General features: G+C 43.2%; 24 protein-coding genes. 20 read left to right on the top strand and 4 right to left on the bottom strand.

The window, feature by feature from the left end:
• Positions 1–11: 11 nt before the first annotated feature.
• The 20 genes from rplR to H8706_RS02880 all read left to right on the top strand — a co-directional run bounded on the left by rplR (position 12) and on the right by H8706_RS02880 (position 12,681).
• Entirely contained in the window at positions 12–362 is a 351-nt protein-coding gene (rplR, locus tag H8706_RS02975; protein WP_178347593.1) for a 50S ribosomal protein L18, read from the top strand.
• A 45-nt stretch (positions 363–407) separates the two neighbouring features.
• Positions 408–908: a 30S ribosomal protein S5 gene (gene rpsE / locus H8706_RS02970; protein WP_178347592.1), complete on the top strand. Its 501-nt coding sequence runs from the start codon at positions 408–410 to the stop codon at positions 906–908.
• Between the two features lie 41 nt (positions 909–949).
• A complete protein-coding gene (rpmD, locus tag H8706_RS02965; protein WP_178347591.1) occupies positions 950–1,129 on the top strand; it encodes a 50S ribosomal protein L30 in 180 nt (59 codons plus the stop codon).
• A gap of 20 nt (positions 1,130–1,149) precedes the next feature.
• Positions 1,150–1,590: a 50S ribosomal protein L15 gene (gene rplO / locus H8706_RS02960; protein ID WP_178347590.1), complete on the top strand. Its 441-nt coding sequence runs from the start codon at positions 1,150–1,152 to the stop codon at positions 1,588–1,590.
• Position 1,591: 1 nt separating this feature from the next.
• Complete coding sequence (gene secY / locus H8706_RS02955) at positions 1,592–2,839, top strand: preprotein translocase subunit SecY (protein ID WP_178347589.1); 1,248 nt, start codon at positions 1,592–1,594, stop codon at positions 2,837–2,839.
• 26 nt (positions 2,840–2,865) lie between these two features.
• Entirely contained in the window at positions 2,866–3,498 is a 633-nt protein-coding gene (locus H8706_RS02950) for an adenylate kinase (protein ID WP_178347588.1), read from the top strand.
• A gap of 2 nt (positions 3,499–3,500) precedes the next feature.
• A complete protein-coding gene (gene secY / locus H8706_RS02945; RefSeq protein WP_262431431.1) occupies positions 3,501–4,547 on the top strand; it encodes a preprotein translocase subunit SecY in 1,047 nt (348 codons plus the stop codon).
• Between the two features lie 26 nt (positions 4,548–4,573).
• Positions 4,574–5,206, top strand: coding sequence for an adenylate kinase (locus tag H8706_RS02940; RefSeq protein WP_178347588.1), 633 nt, complete (start codon positions 4,574–4,576; stop codon positions 5,204–5,206).
• Positions 5,207–5,208: 2 nt separating this feature from the next.
• On the top strand, positions 5,209–5,958 hold the full coding sequence (map, locus tag H8706_RS02935; protein WP_178347587.1) for a type I methionyl aminopeptidase: 750 nt from the start codon (positions 5,209–5,211) through the stop codon (positions 5,956–5,958).
• Positions 5,959–6,004: 46 nt separating this feature from the next.
• Complete coding sequence (locus H8706_RS02930) at positions 6,005–6,274, top strand: KOW domain-containing RNA-binding protein (protein WP_178347586.1); 270 nt, start codon at positions 6,005–6,007, stop codon at positions 6,272–6,274.
• A 29-nt stretch (positions 6,275–6,303) separates the two neighbouring features.
• Entirely contained in the window at positions 6,304–6,522 is a 219-nt protein-coding gene (gene infA, locus H8706_RS02925) for a translation initiation factor IF-1 (protein ID WP_178347585.1), read from the top strand.
• A 106-nt stretch (positions 6,523–6,628) separates the two neighbouring features.
• Complete coding sequence (gene rpmJ / locus H8706_RS02920) at positions 6,629–6,742, top strand: 50S ribosomal protein L36 (RefSeq protein ID WP_178347584.1); 114 nt, start codon at positions 6,629–6,631, stop codon at positions 6,740–6,742.
• 114 nt (positions 6,743–6,856) lie between these two features.
• On the top strand, positions 6,857–7,225 hold the full coding sequence (rpsM, locus tag H8706_RS02915; RefSeq protein ID WP_178347583.1) for a 30S ribosomal protein S13: 369 nt from the start codon (positions 6,857–6,859) through the stop codon (positions 7,223–7,225).
• Positions 7,226–7,243: 18 nt separating this feature from the next.
• On the top strand, positions 7,244–7,633 hold the full coding sequence (rpsK, locus tag H8706_RS02910; RefSeq protein WP_178347582.1) for a 30S ribosomal protein S11: 390 nt from the start codon (positions 7,244–7,246) through the stop codon (positions 7,631–7,633).
• A gap of 17 nt (positions 7,634–7,650) precedes the next feature.
• The gene (gene rpsD, locus H8706_RS02905; protein ID WP_178347581.1) at positions 7,651–8,277 is read left to right on the top strand and encodes a 30S ribosomal protein S4; all 627 of its coding nucleotides are present in this window, start codon (positions 7,651–7,653) and stop codon (positions 8,275–8,277) included.
• A 49-nt stretch (positions 8,278–8,326) separates the two neighbouring features.
• Positions 8,327–9,283: a DNA-directed RNA polymerase subunit alpha gene (locus tag H8706_RS02900; RefSeq protein WP_178347580.1), complete on the top strand. Its 957-nt coding sequence runs from the start codon at positions 8,327–8,329 to the stop codon at positions 9,281–9,283.
• Positions 9,284–9,313: 30 nt separating this feature from the next.
• Entirely contained in the window at positions 9,314–9,655 is a 342-nt protein-coding gene (gene rplQ, locus H8706_RS02895; RefSeq protein WP_178347579.1) for a 50S ribosomal protein L17, read from the top strand.
• Positions 9,656–9,934: 279 nt separating this feature from the next.
• Positions 9,935–10,951: an ABC transporter substrate-binding protein gene (locus tag H8706_RS02890; RefSeq protein ID WP_262431430.1), complete on the top strand. Its 1,017-nt coding sequence runs from the start codon at positions 9,935–9,937 to the stop codon at positions 10,949–10,951.
• 64 nt (positions 10,952–11,015) lie between these two features.
• Positions 11,016–11,915: an ABC transporter permease gene (locus H8706_RS02885; protein WP_262431429.1), complete on the top strand. Its 900-nt coding sequence runs from the start codon at positions 11,016–11,018 to the stop codon at positions 11,913–11,915.
• Positions 11,908–12,681 carry an ABC transporter ATP-binding protein gene (locus H8706_RS02880; RefSeq protein ID WP_262431428.1) on the top strand — a complete coding sequence of 258 codons (774 nt, stop codon included), beginning with the start codon at positions 11,908–11,910 and terminating at the stop codon, positions 12,679–12,681. Before H8706_RS02885 ends, H8706_RS02880 begins: the two co-directional genes overlap by 8 nt.
• Before the next feature lie 45 nt (positions 12,682–12,726).
• Here the strand turns inward: H8706_RS02880 and ytfJ are convergent, their stop codons facing one another.
• Genes ytfJ through H8706_RS02860 form a run of 4 tightly spaced genes read right to left on the bottom strand, consistent with a single transcriptional unit; the run spans position 12,727 to position 15,237 of the window.
• Complete coding sequence (ytfJ, locus tag H8706_RS02875) at positions 12,727–13,170, bottom strand: GerW family sporulation protein (protein WP_262431427.1); 444 nt, start codon at positions 13,168–13,170, stop codon at positions 12,727–12,729.
• A gap of 12 nt (positions 13,171–13,182) precedes the next feature.
• The gene (locus H8706_RS02870; RefSeq protein WP_262431426.1) at positions 13,183–13,824 is read right to left on the bottom strand and encodes a DUF2953 domain-containing protein; all 642 of its coding nucleotides are present in this window, start codon (positions 13,822–13,824) and stop codon (positions 13,183–13,185) included.
• A gap of 12 nt (positions 13,825–13,836) precedes the next feature.
• Positions 13,837–14,472, bottom strand: a complete 636-nt coding sequence (gene scpB / locus H8706_RS02865; RefSeq protein ID WP_262431425.1) for an SMC-Scp complex subunit ScpB — start codon at positions 14,470–14,472, stop codon at positions 13,837–13,839.
• A 9-nt stretch (positions 14,473–14,481) separates the two neighbouring features.
• Positions 14,482–15,237: a segregation and condensation protein A gene (locus H8706_RS02860; RefSeq protein WP_262431424.1), complete on the bottom strand. Its 756-nt coding sequence runs from the start codon at positions 15,235–15,237 to the stop codon at positions 14,482–14,484.
• Positions 15,238–15,243 lie beyond the last annotated feature (6 nt).

The raw sequence follows: 15,243 nt of genomic DNA, 5'->3' as shown, positions 1-15,243 counted from the left end.
CATAAGCTTTTATGATAAAGAAACAGAGCAGTAACGTATCAAGATTGCGCAGACATAAAAGAGTCCGCAAAACTATCTCGGGTACGGCGGAACGTCCCAGACTTAACGTATACAGAAGTCTTAAAAATATCTATGCTCAAATTATCGACGATACAACAGGCACAACACTCGTTGCGGCTTCCTCGCTTGATATGGAAGCAGGCGGAAACAAAGACGCTGCAAAAGAAGTTGGCGCACTCGTAGCTAAAAAAGCTCTTGAAAAAGGTATCAGCGAAGTTGTATTCGACAGAGGCGGATATATATATCACGGCCGTGTAGCGGCTCTTGCGGAAGGTGCAAGAGAAGGCGGTCTTAAATTCTAATTTTTGAAATTTATACATTACTCTAAAAGGAGGTTAACAGCTTTTATGGAAAACATTGATGTAAACGCTATGGAATTAAAAGAAAAAATTGTTAGCATAAATCGTGTTGCAAAGGTTGTTAAAGGCGGCAGAACCTTTAGATTCAGCGTTTTGGTTGTTGTCGGCGACGAGAACGGTCATGTCGGCGCAGGCACCGGCAAAGCTGCTGAAATTCCCGATGCAGTCAGAAAAGCGATTGACGATGCTAAAAAGAATATGATTACAGTACCGATTGTAAACACAACTATTCCGCACGAGAAAATCGGCGTTTTCGGTGCGGGCAGAGTGCTTTTAAAACCTGCCGGTTTAGGTACAGGCGTTATCGCCGGCGGCGGTGTAAGAGCAGTGCTCGAGCTTGCCGGTATTAAGAATATCAGAACAAAATCTCTGCGTTCAAACAATCCGCGCAATATGGTTAATGCGACGATTGAGGGCCTCAAAGAAATGATGGTTGCTGAAGAAGTGGCTAAATTAAGAGGCAAATCGGTTGAAGAATTGTTGGGTTAATTTAGCAGGTACGCTAAAAAATATTGCAGGAGGAAATGAAAATGGCAAAGATTAAAGTAACTTTGGTTAAAAGCTTCCACGGCTGCAAAAAAGACCAGATTGCAACCGTAGCCGCTTTGGGCCTTAAGAAAATACGAGATGAAAAAACACATGAAGATTGTCCTCAAATCAGAGGTATGGTTACAAAAATCAAGCACTTGGTTAAGGTTGAGGAAATATAAACTAAAAGGAGGTGTCTTGTATGAAATTATTTGAACTTGCTCCAAGCAAAGGCGCTGTTAAGGACAGAAAGAGAGTCGGCAGAGGTCACGGTTCGGGCAGCGGAAAAACATCGGGCAGAGGTCATAAAGGACAGAATGCCAGAAGCGGCGGCGGTGTAAGAGTCGGCTTTGAAGGCGGTCAGATGCCTATTTACAGAAGATTGCCGAAACGCGGCTTTACAAATATCTTTGCTAAGGAATATGTTGAAGTAAAAATTTCAGATTTGAATAAATTTGAATCCGGTGCAGTTGTAGACGCTCAAGCTTTGAAGGAAGCCGGAATCATTAAAAAGGTTTGCGACGGCGTTAAAGTGTTGGGTAACGGTGAAATAAACGTTAAACTCACAGTTAAGGCTGCGAAGTTTACAGAAGCTGCTAAGGAGAAGATTGAAGCAGCCGGAGGAAAGGCTGAGGTGATGTAAGGTGTTTCAGACCATTAGAAATGCTTGGAAAATCCCGGACCTTAGAAAAAAGATTTTGTTTACTCTGTTTATGATTGCGGTATTCAGACTCGGTTCCTATATTCCGGTCCCCGGTCTTGACAGAGGCGCGCTTCAGAGTATGATAGGCGAGGGCAATAACCTTTTCGGTATGCTCGATTTGTTCTCGGGCGGTGCGTTCGGTAATGCAACCATTTTTGCAATGAGTATTACCCCGTACATCAACTCGTCGATTATAATTCAGCTTTTGACAGTTGCAATCCCTGCTTTGGAACGTCTTGCCAAAGAGGGCGAAGAAGGAAGAAAAAGACTTGCTTCCTGGACAAGATACGGCACGGTTATTTTGGCGTTTATCCAGGCAACCGGTTTGTATTTTGCACTCCGCAGCGGTTTAACCAACAGCGGTGTTGTACCGTTCATCTTGGTTACCTTCTCGTTTACGGCAGGTACGGCATTTCTTATGTGGCTTGGAGAGCAAATCACCGAGTACGGCGTAGGAAACGGTATTTCGATTATCATCTTCGCAGGTATCGTATCGAGAGTTCCGAGCTCTGTTATCGGCCTTGTTAACAACTTCAAGGCAGTTCAGGGTGCACAGGGAATTATCTCGCTCGCTGCGATTGTAATTGTATCGGCGGCTTCGATTTTGCTCGTTGTATTCATCAACGATGCTGAAAGAAGAATTCCCGTACAGTATGCAAAGAGAATGGTAGGACGTAAAATGTACGGCGGTCAGAGCACACATATTCCGATTAAAGTTGCTATGGCAGGCGTTATCCCGATTATCTTTGCGATGTCGATTTTGTCTTTCCCGCAGACGATTGCACAGTTTATGGGCAAAAACATTCAGATTTTTAACACCACATCGTGGTGGTACATTGTATTGTACTTTGTGCTTATTATCTTCTTCACATATTTTTACACTGCAATTCAGTTCAATCCGATTGAAGTTGCAAACAATATGAAGAAGAACGGCGGATTTATTCCCGGTATCAGACCGGGCAAACCTACAAGCGATTTTATTAACAGAGTTTTGGTTAAAATCACCTTGGCAGGTGCAGTGTTCTTGGGACTTATCGCGGTATTGCCGCAGATTGTCGTAAAATACACCGCATTCCACCTTACACTCGGCGGTTCGTCGCTCCTCATCTTGGTCGGCGTTGCGCTTGAAACGGTTAAGCAGATTGAATCTCAAATGCTTATGCGTCATTATAAAGGTTTCTTGGATTGATAAAATTGATTTGTCAGGAGATATTTATGAAAATTATTATGCTTGGTGCCCCCGGTGCGGGCAAAGGAACGCAGGCTGAAATTCTCAATAAGAAATACGGCATACCCACAATTTCGACGGGCGCGATTATAAGAGAAGCTATAAAAAGCGGCTCCGAGCTCGGAAATAAGGTTAAAGCTATCATTGAGAGCGGTAATCTTGTGTCAGACGATATAGTAATCGAAATCATAAAAAAACGTCTTGCCGAAAAGGATTGCGAAAACGGTTTCATTCTGGACGGTTTTCCGCGAACTGTTGCGCAGGCGGACGCACTTTATGATATGGGCATTTCGATAGACAAGGTTATTTCTATCGAAGTGGACGACGACGATATTATCAAAAGACTTTCGGGCAGACGTGAGTGCTCGGGCTGCAGGTCAACATATCACGTTGACAGCAAGCCGTCGGCAAAAGGCGATGACTGTGAAAAATGCGGTGCGCCTCTTACAATCCGTCCCGATGACGAACCCGAAACAATCAAGAAAAGACTTGATGTCTACCACGAGCAGACCGAGGCTTTGAAAGATTATTACGAGGGCAAGAAAATTCTTCACAAGGTATGCGGCAGCAATGGAATCGAGGCTACCACCAAGAGCATTGTAGCAGTATTGGAGAATTGAAAATGATTTATATTAAGTCAGCAGGCGAGGTGGCAAAGATGCGCCGCTCCGGCAGAATTACGGCAAACATCTTCGAGGTGTTAAAGCCGGAACGTCTTGCCAAAGAGGGCGAAGAAGGAAGAAAAAGACTTGCTTCCTGGACAAGATACGGCACGGTTATTTTGGCGTTTATCCAGGCAACCGGTTTGTATTTTGCACTCCGCAGCGGTTTAACCAACAGCGGTGTTGTACCGTTCATCTTGGTTACCTTCTCGTTTACGGCAGGTACGGCATTTCTTATGTGGCTTGGAGAGCAAATCACCGAGTACGGCGTAGGAAACGGTATTTCGATTATCATCTTCGCAGGTATCGTATCGAGAGTTCCGAGCTCTGTTATCGGCCTTGTTAACAACTTCAAGGCAGTTCAGGGTGCACAGGGAATTATCTCGCTCGCTGCGATTGTAATTGTATCGGCGGCTTCGATTTTGCTCGTTGTATTCATCAACGATGCTGAAAGAAGAATTCCCGTACAGTATGCAAAGAGAATGGTAGGACGTAAAATGTACGGCGGTCAGAGCACACATATTCCGATTAAAGTTGCTATGGCAGGCGTTATCCCGATTATCTTTGCGATGTCGATTTTGTCTTTCCCGCAGACGATTGCACAGTTTATGGGCAAAAACATTCAGATTTTTAACACCACATCGTGGTGGTACATTGTATTGTACTTTGTGCTTATTATCTTCTTCACATATTTTTACACTGCAATTCAGTTCAATCCGATTGAAGTTGCAAACAATATGAAGAAGAACGGCGGATTTATTCCCGGTATCAGACCGGGCAAACCTACAAGCGATTTTATTAACAGAGTTTTGGTTAAAATCACCTTGGCAGGTGCAGTGTTCTTGGGACTTATCGCGGTATTGCCGCAGATTGTCGTAAAATACACCGCATTCCACCTTACACTCGGCGGTTCGTCGCTCCTCATCTTGGTCGGCGTTGCGCTTGAAACGGTTAAGCAGATTGAATCTCAAATGCTTATGCGTCATTATAAAGGTTTCTTGGATTGATAAAATTGATTTGTCAGGAGATATTTATGAAAATTATTATGCTTGGTGCCCCCGGTGCGGGCAAAGGAACGCAGGCTGAAATTCTCAATAAGAAATACGGCATACCCACAATTTCGACGGGCGCGATTATAAGAGAAGCTATAAAAAGCGGCTCCGAGCTCGGAAATAAGGTTAAAGCTATCATTGAGAGCGGTAATCTTGTGTCAGACGATATAGTAATCGAAATCATAAAAAAACGTCTTGCCGAAAAGGATTGCGAAAACGGTTTCATTCTGGACGGTTTTCCGCGAACTGTTGCGCAGGCGGACGCACTTTATGATATGGGCATTTCGATAGACAAGGTTATTTCTATCGAAGTGGACGACGACGATATTATCAAAAGACTTTCGGGCAGACGTGAGTGCTCGGGCTGCAGGTCAACATATCACGTTGACAGCAAGCCGTCGGCAAAAGGCGATGACTGTGAAAAATGCGGTGCGCCTCTTACAATCCGTCCCGATGACGAACCCGAAACAATCAAGAAAAGACTTGATGTCTACCACGAGCAGACCGAGGCTTTGAAAGATTATTACGAGGGCAAGAAAATTCTTCACAAGGTATGCGGCAGCAATGGAATCGAGGCTACCACCAAGAGCATTGTAGCAGTATTGGAGAATTGAAAATGATTTATATTAAGTCAGCAGGCGAGGTGGCAAAGATGCGCCGCTCCGGCAGAATTACGGCAAACATCTTCGAGGTGTTAAAGCCGCACATTAAGCCGGGCGTGTCTACCGCCGAGCTTGATAAAATCGCGAAAGAATATATACTACGCTCCGAGGCAAAACCGTCATTTTTAAACTATAACGGTTTTCCCGCCAGTATATGTTCCTCAATTAACGACGTGGTTATTCACGGCATACCCAGTCATTCAAAAATCCTTAAAGACGGCGATATTATAAGTATCGACGTCGGGGTTATAAAAGACGGGTATCACTCGGACGCGGCAAGAACGTATGCTGTCGGAAATATCAGTGATGAAGCCGCAAGACTAATCGACGTCACCGAAAAAAGCTTTTTTGAAGGAATACGTTATGCAAAACAGGGCGAAAGGCTCTTTAGCATATCGGCTGCAATTCAGGATTATGTTGAAAGCGCGGGATACAGTATAGTTAAAAATTACTGCGGTCACGGCGTCGGCAGAAATCTTCACGAAGACCCCGAAATTCCGAATTACGGAAAGTTCGGTCACGGAAACAGACTTATGCGTAATATGACGCTTGCCATTGAACCTATGGTTAATATGGGCGGCGCGGCGACAAGAGTTTTGTCCGACGGCTGGACGGTTGTTACACAGGATAAATCGTATGCGGCGCATTACGAAAACACCATTGTGATAACCGACGGCGAGCCGATTATTTTAACCGCACTGTAAGCGGATTTTGTTAACGTGTTGTATAATTAAGTAGAGGTGATATGTGTTGGACGCTCAACCCGGCGGGTTTGTATATGCAGTTGCCGGCAGAGATTCGGGAAAATGTTTCATCATTTTGTCCGTTAAAGACGGTTTCGCGTACATCGCGGACGGCAAGGGCAGAAAGGTGGGCGCACCCAAAAAGAAAAGCTTAAAGCATATAAAGCTTGCTTTGAAATCCGATAAGTTTATAGCTGAAAAGCTTGAAACGGCCGGAAAGGTTACAAACAAAGAAGTAAGACACGCTATCAAAGCGTTTTTGGGTGAAAATGAATGACGAAAATGTTGTAAAAGGAGGTTTTTATTATGGCAAAAGAAGATGTATTGGAGCTTGAAGGTACAGTCATTGAGGCACTGCCCAATGCAATGTTTCAGGTTGAATTTGAAAACGGTCACAGAATACTTGCTCATATTTCGGGTAAGCTTCGAATGAATTTCATCAGAATTCTGCCGGGCGATAAGGTTACTGTTGAAATGTCGCCTTATGACCTTACAAGAGGAAGAATTACTTGGCGCGCAAAATAATGCCGGAAAAATGCACATTCAAGACGAAAATGCAGTTTTTTGCGCATAAGAAAAACCTTTAAGTGTAGAATTTTTCGAGATTTTTTAAAGAACAGGAGGAGAAATTATGAAAGTCAGACCTTCGGTAAAACCTATTTGCGAAAAATGCAAAATTATTAAAAGAAAAGGCAACGTTATGGTTATTTGCCAGAACCCCAAGCACAAACAGAAACAGGGTTGATGACAAGCCTTTAGCCTAAAAGGGGGCGGCTGTACGGATTTTTCGTAACCCCTTTTAAGGTTTTATATAAATTTAAAATTATAAGCTTTGTTAAATTTTTAAGGAGGTGTAAGAATGGCTCGAATAGCTGGCGTAGATTTGCCTAACGAGAAAAGAGTTGAGATTGGCCTTACCTATATTTTCGGTATCGGCAGAAAATCTTCAAACAAAATTTTAAGTGAAACAGGTATAAATCCCGATACTCGTGTTAAAGACTTAACAGAGGACGAGATTTCTAAATTAAGAGCTGCGATTGATAAGGATTATCACGTTGAAGGTGACTTAAGACGTCAAACAGCGCTTGATATAAAAAGACTTATTGAGATCGGCTGTTACAGAGGACTCCGTCACAGAAGAGGTCTTCCTGTAAGAGGTCAGAGATCTAAAACTAATGCAAGAACAAGAAAAGGCCCGAGAAAAACAATGGCTAACAAAAAGAAATAGAAAGGGAGGGGTATTAAAATGGCTCAAGTTAAAAGAACACGTAAAAGACGTGAAAAGAAAAACGTTGAAAAAGGAGCTGCACATATCCGTTCCTCTTTCAATAACACGATTGTTACTATCACAGATACCGCAGGCAATGCTCTTTCGTGGGCAAGTTCAGGCGGATTGGGCTTCAGAGGCTCAAGAAAAAGCACACCGTTCGCATCGCAGATGGCTGCTGAAACAGCGGCAAAGGCTGCTATGGAGCACGGTTTGAAATCTGTTGAAGTTTACGTTAAAGGTCCCGGCGCAGGACGTGAAGCTGCTATCAGAGCGCTCCAGACTGCCGGCTTGGAGGTTAGTATGATTAAAGACGTAACCCCCATTCCGCACAACGGCTGCAGACCGCCCAAGAGAAGAAGAGTTTGATATAGGAGGTGCAATAAATGGCTAGATATACAGATGCTGTGTGCCGTCTTTGCCGCCGCGAGGGTCAGAAGCTCTTCTTAAAAGGCGCAAGATGCTACAGTGATAAATGTTCCGTAGGAAAAAGACAGTATGCTCCCGGTCAGCACGGTCAGGGCAGAAAGAAACTTTCCGAGTACGGTATTCAGTTGAGAGAAAAACAGAAAGCAAAGAGATATTACGGCGTTTTGGAATCGCAGTTTGAAAAATATTTCGATATGGCAAGCAATAAAAAAGGTATCACCGGTGAAAACCTTTTGCAGATACTCGAAAGCCGTTTGGACAACGTTGTTTACAGACTTGGCTTCGCTCTTTCAAGACCCGAAGCAAGACAGCTTGTAAGACACGGTCATTTCACGGTTGACGGTCATAAGGTTAATATTCCGTCTTACCTCGTAAAACCGGGCGCTGTTATCACAATTAAAGAAAACAGCAGAAGCCTTCCCAAAATGAAAGCAATTTTGGAACAGACCGACGGTAAAGTTATTCCGAAATGGCTCGATTTGGACAGAAATACATTGCAGGCAAAAGTTGTTAACCTTTGCGACAGGGAAGATATCGACTTAGACGTTCAGGAACACTTAATCGTTGAGTTGTATTCTAAATAAGCCTTCCCCATAAAATTATTTTTAATACTGGAATGGAGGGTTGTTAAGTATGATAGAAATGGAAAAACCCAAGGTTGAATGTGTGGAAAGAAGCGAGGACGGAACATATGCGCGTTTTGAGGTTGAACCTCTTGAGCGAGGCTACGGTATAACATTAGGCAACTCAATCAGACGTGTTTTGCTTTCGTCACTTCCCGGTTCTGCCGCAACGTCCGTAAAAATCGACGGCGTACTCCACGAGTTTTCCACAATTCCCGGAGTTAAAGAAGATGTTACGGAAATAATTTTAAATATCAAAAAGCTTATAACCATTGTTTACAGTGAAGTGCCCAAGACCGTTTATATCGACGCGACCGGCGCAGGCGAGGTTCTCGCAGGCGATATTAAGTGCGACTCCGAAGTTGAAATCATCAACAAAGATTTGCACATTGCAACACTTGACGACAATGCAAAGCTTTATATGGAAATTACTCTTGCGAACGGCAGAGGCTACGTTTCGGCCGAGAAGAATAAGGAAAATATGCAGAGCATAATCGGCGTAATTCCCGTTGATTCTATCTATTCGCCCATCTGCAAGGTAAACTATAATGTAACCAACACCCGTGTTGGTCAGGTGACCGATTACGACAAGCTCTCGCTCGAGCTTTGGTCGGACGGTACAATTACACCTGAAGAGGCATTAAGCCTTAGCGCAAAAATCTTAAACGACCATATGAGCTTGTTTATCGACCTTACCGACGAAATCAAGCACAAGGATATTATGGTTGAAAAAGAGGATAACAAGAAGGATAAGGTTCTGGAACTCACAATCGAGGAGCTTGACCTTTCCGTTCGTTCGTTTAACTGCTTGAAGAGAGCCGGCATCAACACCGTTGAAGATTTGGTAAACAAATCCGAAGGCGAAATGATGAAGGTGAGAAACCTCGGCAGAAAATCGCTCGAAGAAGTTATCGCAAAACTTGCCGCTTTGGGATTGGTGTTCTCAAAAGAAACTTATGATGACTAAAATATTAGTAGCAAAGGAGGTATATGTGTTATGCCGGGTACAAGAAAATTAGGTAAAGCTACCGATCATAGAATTGCTATGCTGAAAAACCTTACAACTGCGCTTTTGGAAAACGGCAAAATTGAAACAACCGTTGCAAAGGCTAAAGAAGTAAGAAGCTTGGCTGAAAGAATGATAACCTTGGGTAAACAAAATACTCTTCATACAAGAAGGCAGGCGCTTTCTTATATTACGAAAGAGGACGTTGTTACAAAGCTGTTTGGCGAAATAGCTCCCAAATATGCCGATAGAAACGGCGGATATACCAGAATTGTAAAGATTGGTCCCAGACGCGGCGATGCTGCTGAAATGGCGATTATCGAATTGGTATAATTTTTAAATTTTAAGCGATGTCAAGTATTTTGGCATCGCTTTTAAAATTTTTGTTGAAAAAATTCGAAAAAAGTGTTGACAAAACAAGGTTTGTGTGATAAAATGACTTCAAGATTTAGGATTAGTTTAGTTTTGAAAAGTTAAGTTTAGACGAGTTTAGAGTAGATTAGTTTTATGTTAATATGCTGAATATACCCTTTTCGTCTTGCGGAAAGGGTTTTTGTTTTTTTAACTTTCAAATGTAAATCCTAAACAAATTTAAAAAGGGGTAGATTTACAATGAAAAAAACAAACGGAACAATGAGAAAGAAATTTTTGTCGGCAGTGGGTGTCGTTTGTACGGCGGCGCTTTTGTTTACCGGCTGCGGTGCAAATCAGACCGGCGAAACAGGCGTGGAGAAAAACGATAAGGTCTACAAAATCGGTGTAACACAGTATGCCGACCACCCGTCGCTTGATAACTGCCGTGAGGGATTTATTCAGGGACTTGCAAACGAGGGATTTAAAGAGGGCGAAAACATCGAAATTGAAACTGTAAACGCACAGGCGGAAATGTCGAAGGCAACGCAGATTGCACAGACATTCGCAAGCGCAGGCAAAGATTTGGTTTGCGGTATTGCAACACCGTCCGCACAGGCCTTGTACGCATCTTGCGCAGAGAAAAATATCCCGGTTATATTCAATGCGATTTCCGACCCGGTTGCGGCTAAACTTGCAAAATCGGAAACCGAAGCACTTCCGGGTATAACAGGTATAAGCGACAAGCTTCCTGTTGAGGACCAGTTAAAGCTTATCCGCGAGATTTTGCCCGACGCTAAAAAAATCGGAATTATCTACACCACGGGCGAGGCAAACTCGGTAAGTACCATTGAGGAATACAAAAAACTTGCACCGACTTACGGTTTTGAAATTGTTGACAAAGGTATCACAAAACAGGCTGAAATTCCGCAGGTTATGGACGTTATCTTAACACAGGTTGACTGCATTTCAAACCTCACCGATAACACGGTTGTTGCGGCGCTCGGCGTTGTTTTGGAAAAAGCAAACGCGGCGAAAATCCCCGTTTTCGGTTCGGAGGAAGAACAGGTTAAAAACGGATGTGTTGCATCTGCCGGTCTTGATTATGTAAAACTCGGCGTTCAGGCAGGCGAGATGGCGGCTAAAGTGCTCAAAGGCACAAAGATTGACACAATTCCGTTTGAAACACTGAAAGAAACAAAATATACTTTCAACGAGGACGCGGCAAAGGCACTCGGAATTACAATCAGTGCAGAAACGCTTGCAAAAGCAAAATAATTTAAAATTTCCGCCGTGAGGAAAACTTACGGCGGATTATCTTGATATTAAACGGGAGATTAAAATGGGAATTTTATCAATAGCCTCGGGAATTTTGGAACAAGGCTTTATATTCGGAATAATGGCGCTGGGAATTTACATTACATATAAAATTTTGGACTTTCCCGACCTTTCGGTTGACGGAACATTTCCGCTCGGCGCGGCGGTTTCTACAAAACTGATACTTTCGGGTGTAAACCCGTGGCTCGGTCTTTTGGGTGCGTTTGTTTCGGGAACGCTTGCAGGTATGCTGACGGGATTTTTTCACGTTAAACTCAAAATTAAAGACCTTTTAAGCGGTATTCTCACAATGACACTGCTCTATTCGGTGAATTACCGAATTGTCGGCAAACCGAATGAATTTTTTATGGGCGAAAGCACGGTGTTTTCAACCGTAAATTCGCTTTTCCCAAATATGCCGCCCGCATATAAGCCGTACACCGCGCTTTTGACGGTGTTTGTGATTGCGGTGATTGTAAAATACGTGCTGGATTGGTATCTCGGCACAAAATCGGGATTTCTGCTCAAAAGCGTAGGCTCAAACGAGGCGCTTGTAATTACGCTTGCCGAGGACCCCGGAAAAGTTAAAATAATCGGTCTTGCGATATGCAACGGCCTTGTTGCACTTGCAGGTGCGATATACAGCCAAAGAAGCACACAGTTCGATATTTCAAGCGGTACGGGTATGCTCGTTATGGGACTTGCCGCGGTTATAATCGGCACAACGGTATTCTCAAAAATGAAGTTTTTGCGTGTGACGACAGGCGTTTTGGTGGGTATGATTGTGTATAAAGCGTGCATTACGCTTGCAATCAGCTCCGGTTTGCAGTCGTCCGATATGAACCTTGTTGTGACGGTTCTGTTTGTTTTAACTCTCGTTTTCAGTGATATTTCAAAAAAGAAAGGGGCGGCAAAAAATGCTTAAACTCGAAAATATTTGTCAAACCTTCAACAAAAATACAATCAACGAAAAAGTGCTTTTCGACGGGTTTTCGCTTTCGGTTGCGAAAGACGAATTTGTGTCGGTTGTGGGCAGTAACGGCTCGGGAAAAACCACGCTTTTAAATATCGTTTCGGGAAACCTTATGCCCGATGACGGCAAGGTTTTCGTCGGCGGAAAGGACGTTACAAAGCTTAAAAATTACAAACGCGCAAAAAATATCGCGCGCGTTTTTCAGGATCCGTCGCTCGGCACCTGCCCGTCGATGACAATTTTTGAAAATATGTCAATCGCGGACAATAAACTTAAACCGTATAACCTCACCGGCGGATTAAATCATAAACGCAAGGATTTTTACCGTTCACAGCTTGAACTTTTGGGGCTTGGACTTGAGGACAGAATGGACACAAAAACGCGGACGCTCTCGGGCGGTCAGAGGCAGGCTTTGGCGCTTATTATGGCGACTATGGTTAAGCCCGACATTCTTCTTCTTGATGAGCACACCGCGGCACTCGACCCGAAGTCCAGCGACATAGTGATGGGACTTACCGAAAAGGTTGTGACCGAGAAAAAAATTACAACGCTTATGGTTACGCATAATCTGCGCTATGCGATTGATTATTCGGACAGATGCATTATGATGCACGAAGGAAATATTCATCTTGATATAAGCGGTGACGAAAAGAAAAATAAGACTATTGCCGACCTTTTGACGGTGTTTAACGAAATAAGCATAGAATGCGGAAATTGAAAACAAGATAATAAAAAACGGAGCGGTTTAAACCGCTCCGTTTTTCTATTCTTCGGTATCTTCTTTTACAACCGTTTCTTCTTTTATAACAACTTCATCATCATCTTTCGACTTGAAATTCTTGATAAATCCGTTAACCTTGTTCAAAATATCGGGAACGGCATCAATAATTCTGTCCGCAGTGGTTACGCTGTTTGTAATAGGCAGGATACGTACGCTTTCTTTGCCGATAACCAAAAACGCGATTGGGTTTATTGACACACCGCTTCCTGCTCCGCCGCCGAACATTTTGCCGTCAGCTTCGGGATTATCCTTTAAATCCTGTGCAAATTCCGAACCGCCCGCGCCAAATCCGAACGACACCTTTGAAACGGGGATAACCGTTGTGCCGTCGGCGGTTGTAACCGGGTCGCCGACGATTGTGTTAACGTCTACCATAGCCTTGATTTTTTCCATTGATACATTGAGCAAACCTTCGATTGGGTTCATAAAAACACCGCCTTATTTATAATCTTTTATTTTTTTGTCCGAAATTTCGGGTTTATATTCTTCAAAAAGCTTTTTCGCTTTTGAGTAATTCCTGAAAATAATGATTGCCGCCGCCAAAATATCAACCAAACGCGTGTAAACCACGCCGCCGAGGTTTATTTTCATAATGTTTTTGTTGAAAATCGGGTCGATTGAAAATTTGTGCTCTTTCACGGTGAAAAGCTTGCAGACAAGTGCAAAAGCGGAGTAAATCACGCCCCACAAAACGCCCGTCGAAATCCCCGTCAGCGCCGCGTCGCCAAGACCGAAATCCATACTAAAATTGACGTATTTTACAGTGATTGACTTTTTTATATGTCCTTTCGATGCGGAAAACGTGTTTTTCAAGATGTTTATGTTATTTTTGACACGCTTTGCCTTGTCGATAAAACTGTCCTTGCCCTCGGCCTTTCCGGCTTCTTTTTTCTCTTTTTCCTTTTTTGTTTCTTTAAATTTTATGTTAAAACCAAGCTTTTTTGTGAAAACATAAAACCGCAGCATAAAGTTTTTGCTCTCGTTGTTGAAGTAACCCTCGAAGTAAAAATTAAGCCTTATAAAAAGCAAAAATAAAATCAAAACCGAAAGTACGGCAAGGCAAATAAGCAAAATTTTCATATGCGCACCGCCTTAAATGTTTTGTTCGGCATTTCCGGCATCGGCATCGGTGTGGATTTCCTGTGCTGTGTTTTCTGCGTTTTCGCCGTTTTGTGCCGAGTCAATGTCAAATTCCTGCTGAATTATTATGTCATTGGGGTTGTCCACGGCAGGCAGACTGCTTAATGAGGTTAAACCGAAGCAACGCAAAAATTCCTCTGTTGTACCGAACAAAATCGGTCTGCCGGGTGCGTCGAGCCTGCCTTTTTCCTCAACGAGTCCCAGTTCAACAAGCTTTGAAAGCGAGCCGTCGCTGTTTACACCGCGGATAAATTCGATACTGCTTCGCGTTACCGGCTGATTGTATGCCACAATGCTCAAAACCTCAAGCGCGGCATTCGACAGGCTGACCTTGCTTTTTTTCTCGGCAACCGTGCGGATATAGCCGTAATATTCGGTTTTGGTGCAAAGCTGAAAGCTGTCTTCAAGACGCAGAATTTTTATTCCGCGCGATTGGTCGTTTTCATATTCCGACTGCATTTTTTCCATAATGATTTCGGCATTTTTTCTGTCGATTTCAAGCGCCTCGCAAATCCTGTCGATCGGCACCGATTCGCCCATTGCAAAGAGTATGCTCTCTATCACCGCTTTAACTTTTTCTTCTTCCATATTTAACCTCTATAAGTAATTGTTGTCAATTTCTTCGGTATTTATATCAACTTCGGTACGTTTTATAAAAATTTTTCCGTCCTCTTCATATGACGAAAAAACGCCCGAGCGCATAAGCTCGAGAATTGCAAGAAATGCGGAAACCGCCTCACTTCGGCTTTCTATGCTGTCAAACATATCTTCAAAACTTCGGCTTTCGCCCTTTTTGATGCTTTTGAGATAATGCGCGGTTTTGTCCTCAACGCTCACTGTGACGTGCGCCACAATGCCCTCGAATTTTTCTTTCGGAGGAGGCATTTTGCGCTCGGTTTTCTCGATTACCGTCATAAAAGCCTCAGTCAGCTTTTCAATGTCTATATGTTCAATGCGTTTCGGTTTGTTCTCCTTTTCGGGGAGCGTGGGGAGCTTGTAAAACGAAAGATACCCCTGAAACTGCATTTTTTCAAGCTTTTCTTTCGCCTTTTTGATTTTTTCGTATTCAATGAGCCTGTCCGCAAGGTTTTGACGAGGATCCTCTTCTTCCTCCTCGTGGCGCGGAAGGAGCATTTTCGACTTTATCAGCAAAAGCTCCGATGCCATATACAAAAATTCCGACGAAATTTCAAGGTCGAATTCCTCCATTTTGTTAAGATAATCAAGATACTGCTCGGTGATTTCGACAATCGGAATATCATAAACGCTCACTTTATTCTTTTTTATAAGATGAAGCAACAAATCCAAAGGACCCTCAAAGGTTTGAAGCTTAAAGGATAATTTATCGTCCACAAAATT

The organism is Qingrenia yutianensis (assembly GCF_014385105.1).
Lineage (GTDB): Bacteria > Bacillota > Clostridia > UMGS1810 > UMGS1810 > Qingrenia > Qingrenia yutianensis.
The sequence above is the reverse complement of the archived record's forward strand: the minus strand, read 5'-3'. Positions and strand labels throughout refer to the sequence as shown.

Coding starts and splice junctions, on each gene's coding strand:
- rplR (WP_178347593.1), top strand. CDS start 12: ATGATAAAGAAACAGAGCAGTAACGTATCAAGATTGCGCAGACATAAA.
- rpsE (WP_178347592.1), top strand. CDS start 408: ATGGAAAACATTGATGTAAACGCTATGGAATTAAAAGAAAAAATTGTT.
- rpmD (WP_178347591.1), top strand. CDS start 950: ATGGCAAAGATTAAAGTAACTTTGGTTAAAAGCTTCCACGGCTGCAAA.
- rplO (WP_178347590.1), top strand. CDS start 1,150: ATGAAATTATTTGAACTTGCTCCAAGCAAAGGCGCTGTTAAGGACAGA.
- H8706_RS02950 (WP_178347588.1), top strand. CDS start 2,866: ATGAAAATTATTATGCTTGGTGCCCCCGGTGCGGGCAAAGGAACGCAG.
- secY (WP_262431431.1), top strand. CDS start 3,501: ATGATTTATATTAAGTCAGCAGGCGAGGTGGCAAAGATGCGCCGCTCC.
- H8706_RS02940 (WP_178347588.1), top strand. CDS start 4,574: ATGAAAATTATTATGCTTGGTGCCCCCGGTGCGGGCAAAGGAACGCAG.
- map (WP_178347587.1), top strand. CDS start 5,209: ATGATTTATATTAAGTCAGCAGGCGAGGTGGCAAAGATGCGCCGCTCC.
- infA (WP_178347585.1), top strand. CDS start 6,304: ATGGCAAAAGAAGATGTATTGGAGCTTGAAGGTACAGTCATTGAGGCA.
- rpmJ (WP_178347584.1), top strand. CDS start 6,629: ATGAAAGTCAGACCTTCGGTAAAACCTATTTGCGAAAAATGCAAAATT.
- rpsM (WP_178347583.1), top strand. CDS start 6,857: ATGGCTCGAATAGCTGGCGTAGATTTGCCTAACGAGAAAAGAGTTGAG.
- rpsK (WP_178347582.1), top strand. CDS start 7,244: ATGGCTCAAGTTAAAAGAACACGTAAAAGACGTGAAAAGAAAAACGTT.
- rpsD (WP_178347581.1), top strand. CDS start 7,651: ATGGCTAGATATACAGATGCTGTGTGCCGTCTTTGCCGCCGCGAGGGT.
- H8706_RS02900 (WP_178347580.1), top strand. CDS start 8,327: ATGATAGAAATGGAAAAACCCAAGGTTGAATGTGTGGAAAGAAGCGAG.
- rplQ (WP_178347579.1), top strand. CDS start 9,314: ATGCCGGGTACAAGAAAATTAGGTAAAGCTACCGATCATAGAATTGCT.
- H8706_RS02890 (WP_262431430.1), top strand. CDS start 9,935: ATGAAAAAAACAAACGGAACAATGAGAAAGAAATTTTTGTCGGCAGTG.
- H8706_RS02885 (WP_262431429.1), top strand. CDS start 11,016: ATGGGAATTTTATCAATAGCCTCGGGAATTTTGGAACAAGGCTTTATA.
- H8706_RS02880 (WP_262431428.1), top strand. CDS start 11,908: ATGCTTAAACTCGAAAATATTTGTCAAACCTTCAACAAAAATACAATC.
- ytfJ (WP_262431427.1), bottom strand. CDS start 13,170: ATGAACCCAATCGAAGGTTTGCTCAATGTATCAATGGAAAAAATCAAG.
- H8706_RS02870 (WP_262431426.1), bottom strand. CDS start 13,824: ATGAAAATTTTGCTTATTTGCCTTGCCGTACTTTCGGTTTTGATTTTA.
- scpB (WP_262431425.1), bottom strand. CDS start 14,472: ATGGAAGAAGAAAAAGTTAAAGCGGTGATAGAGAGCATACTCTTTGCA.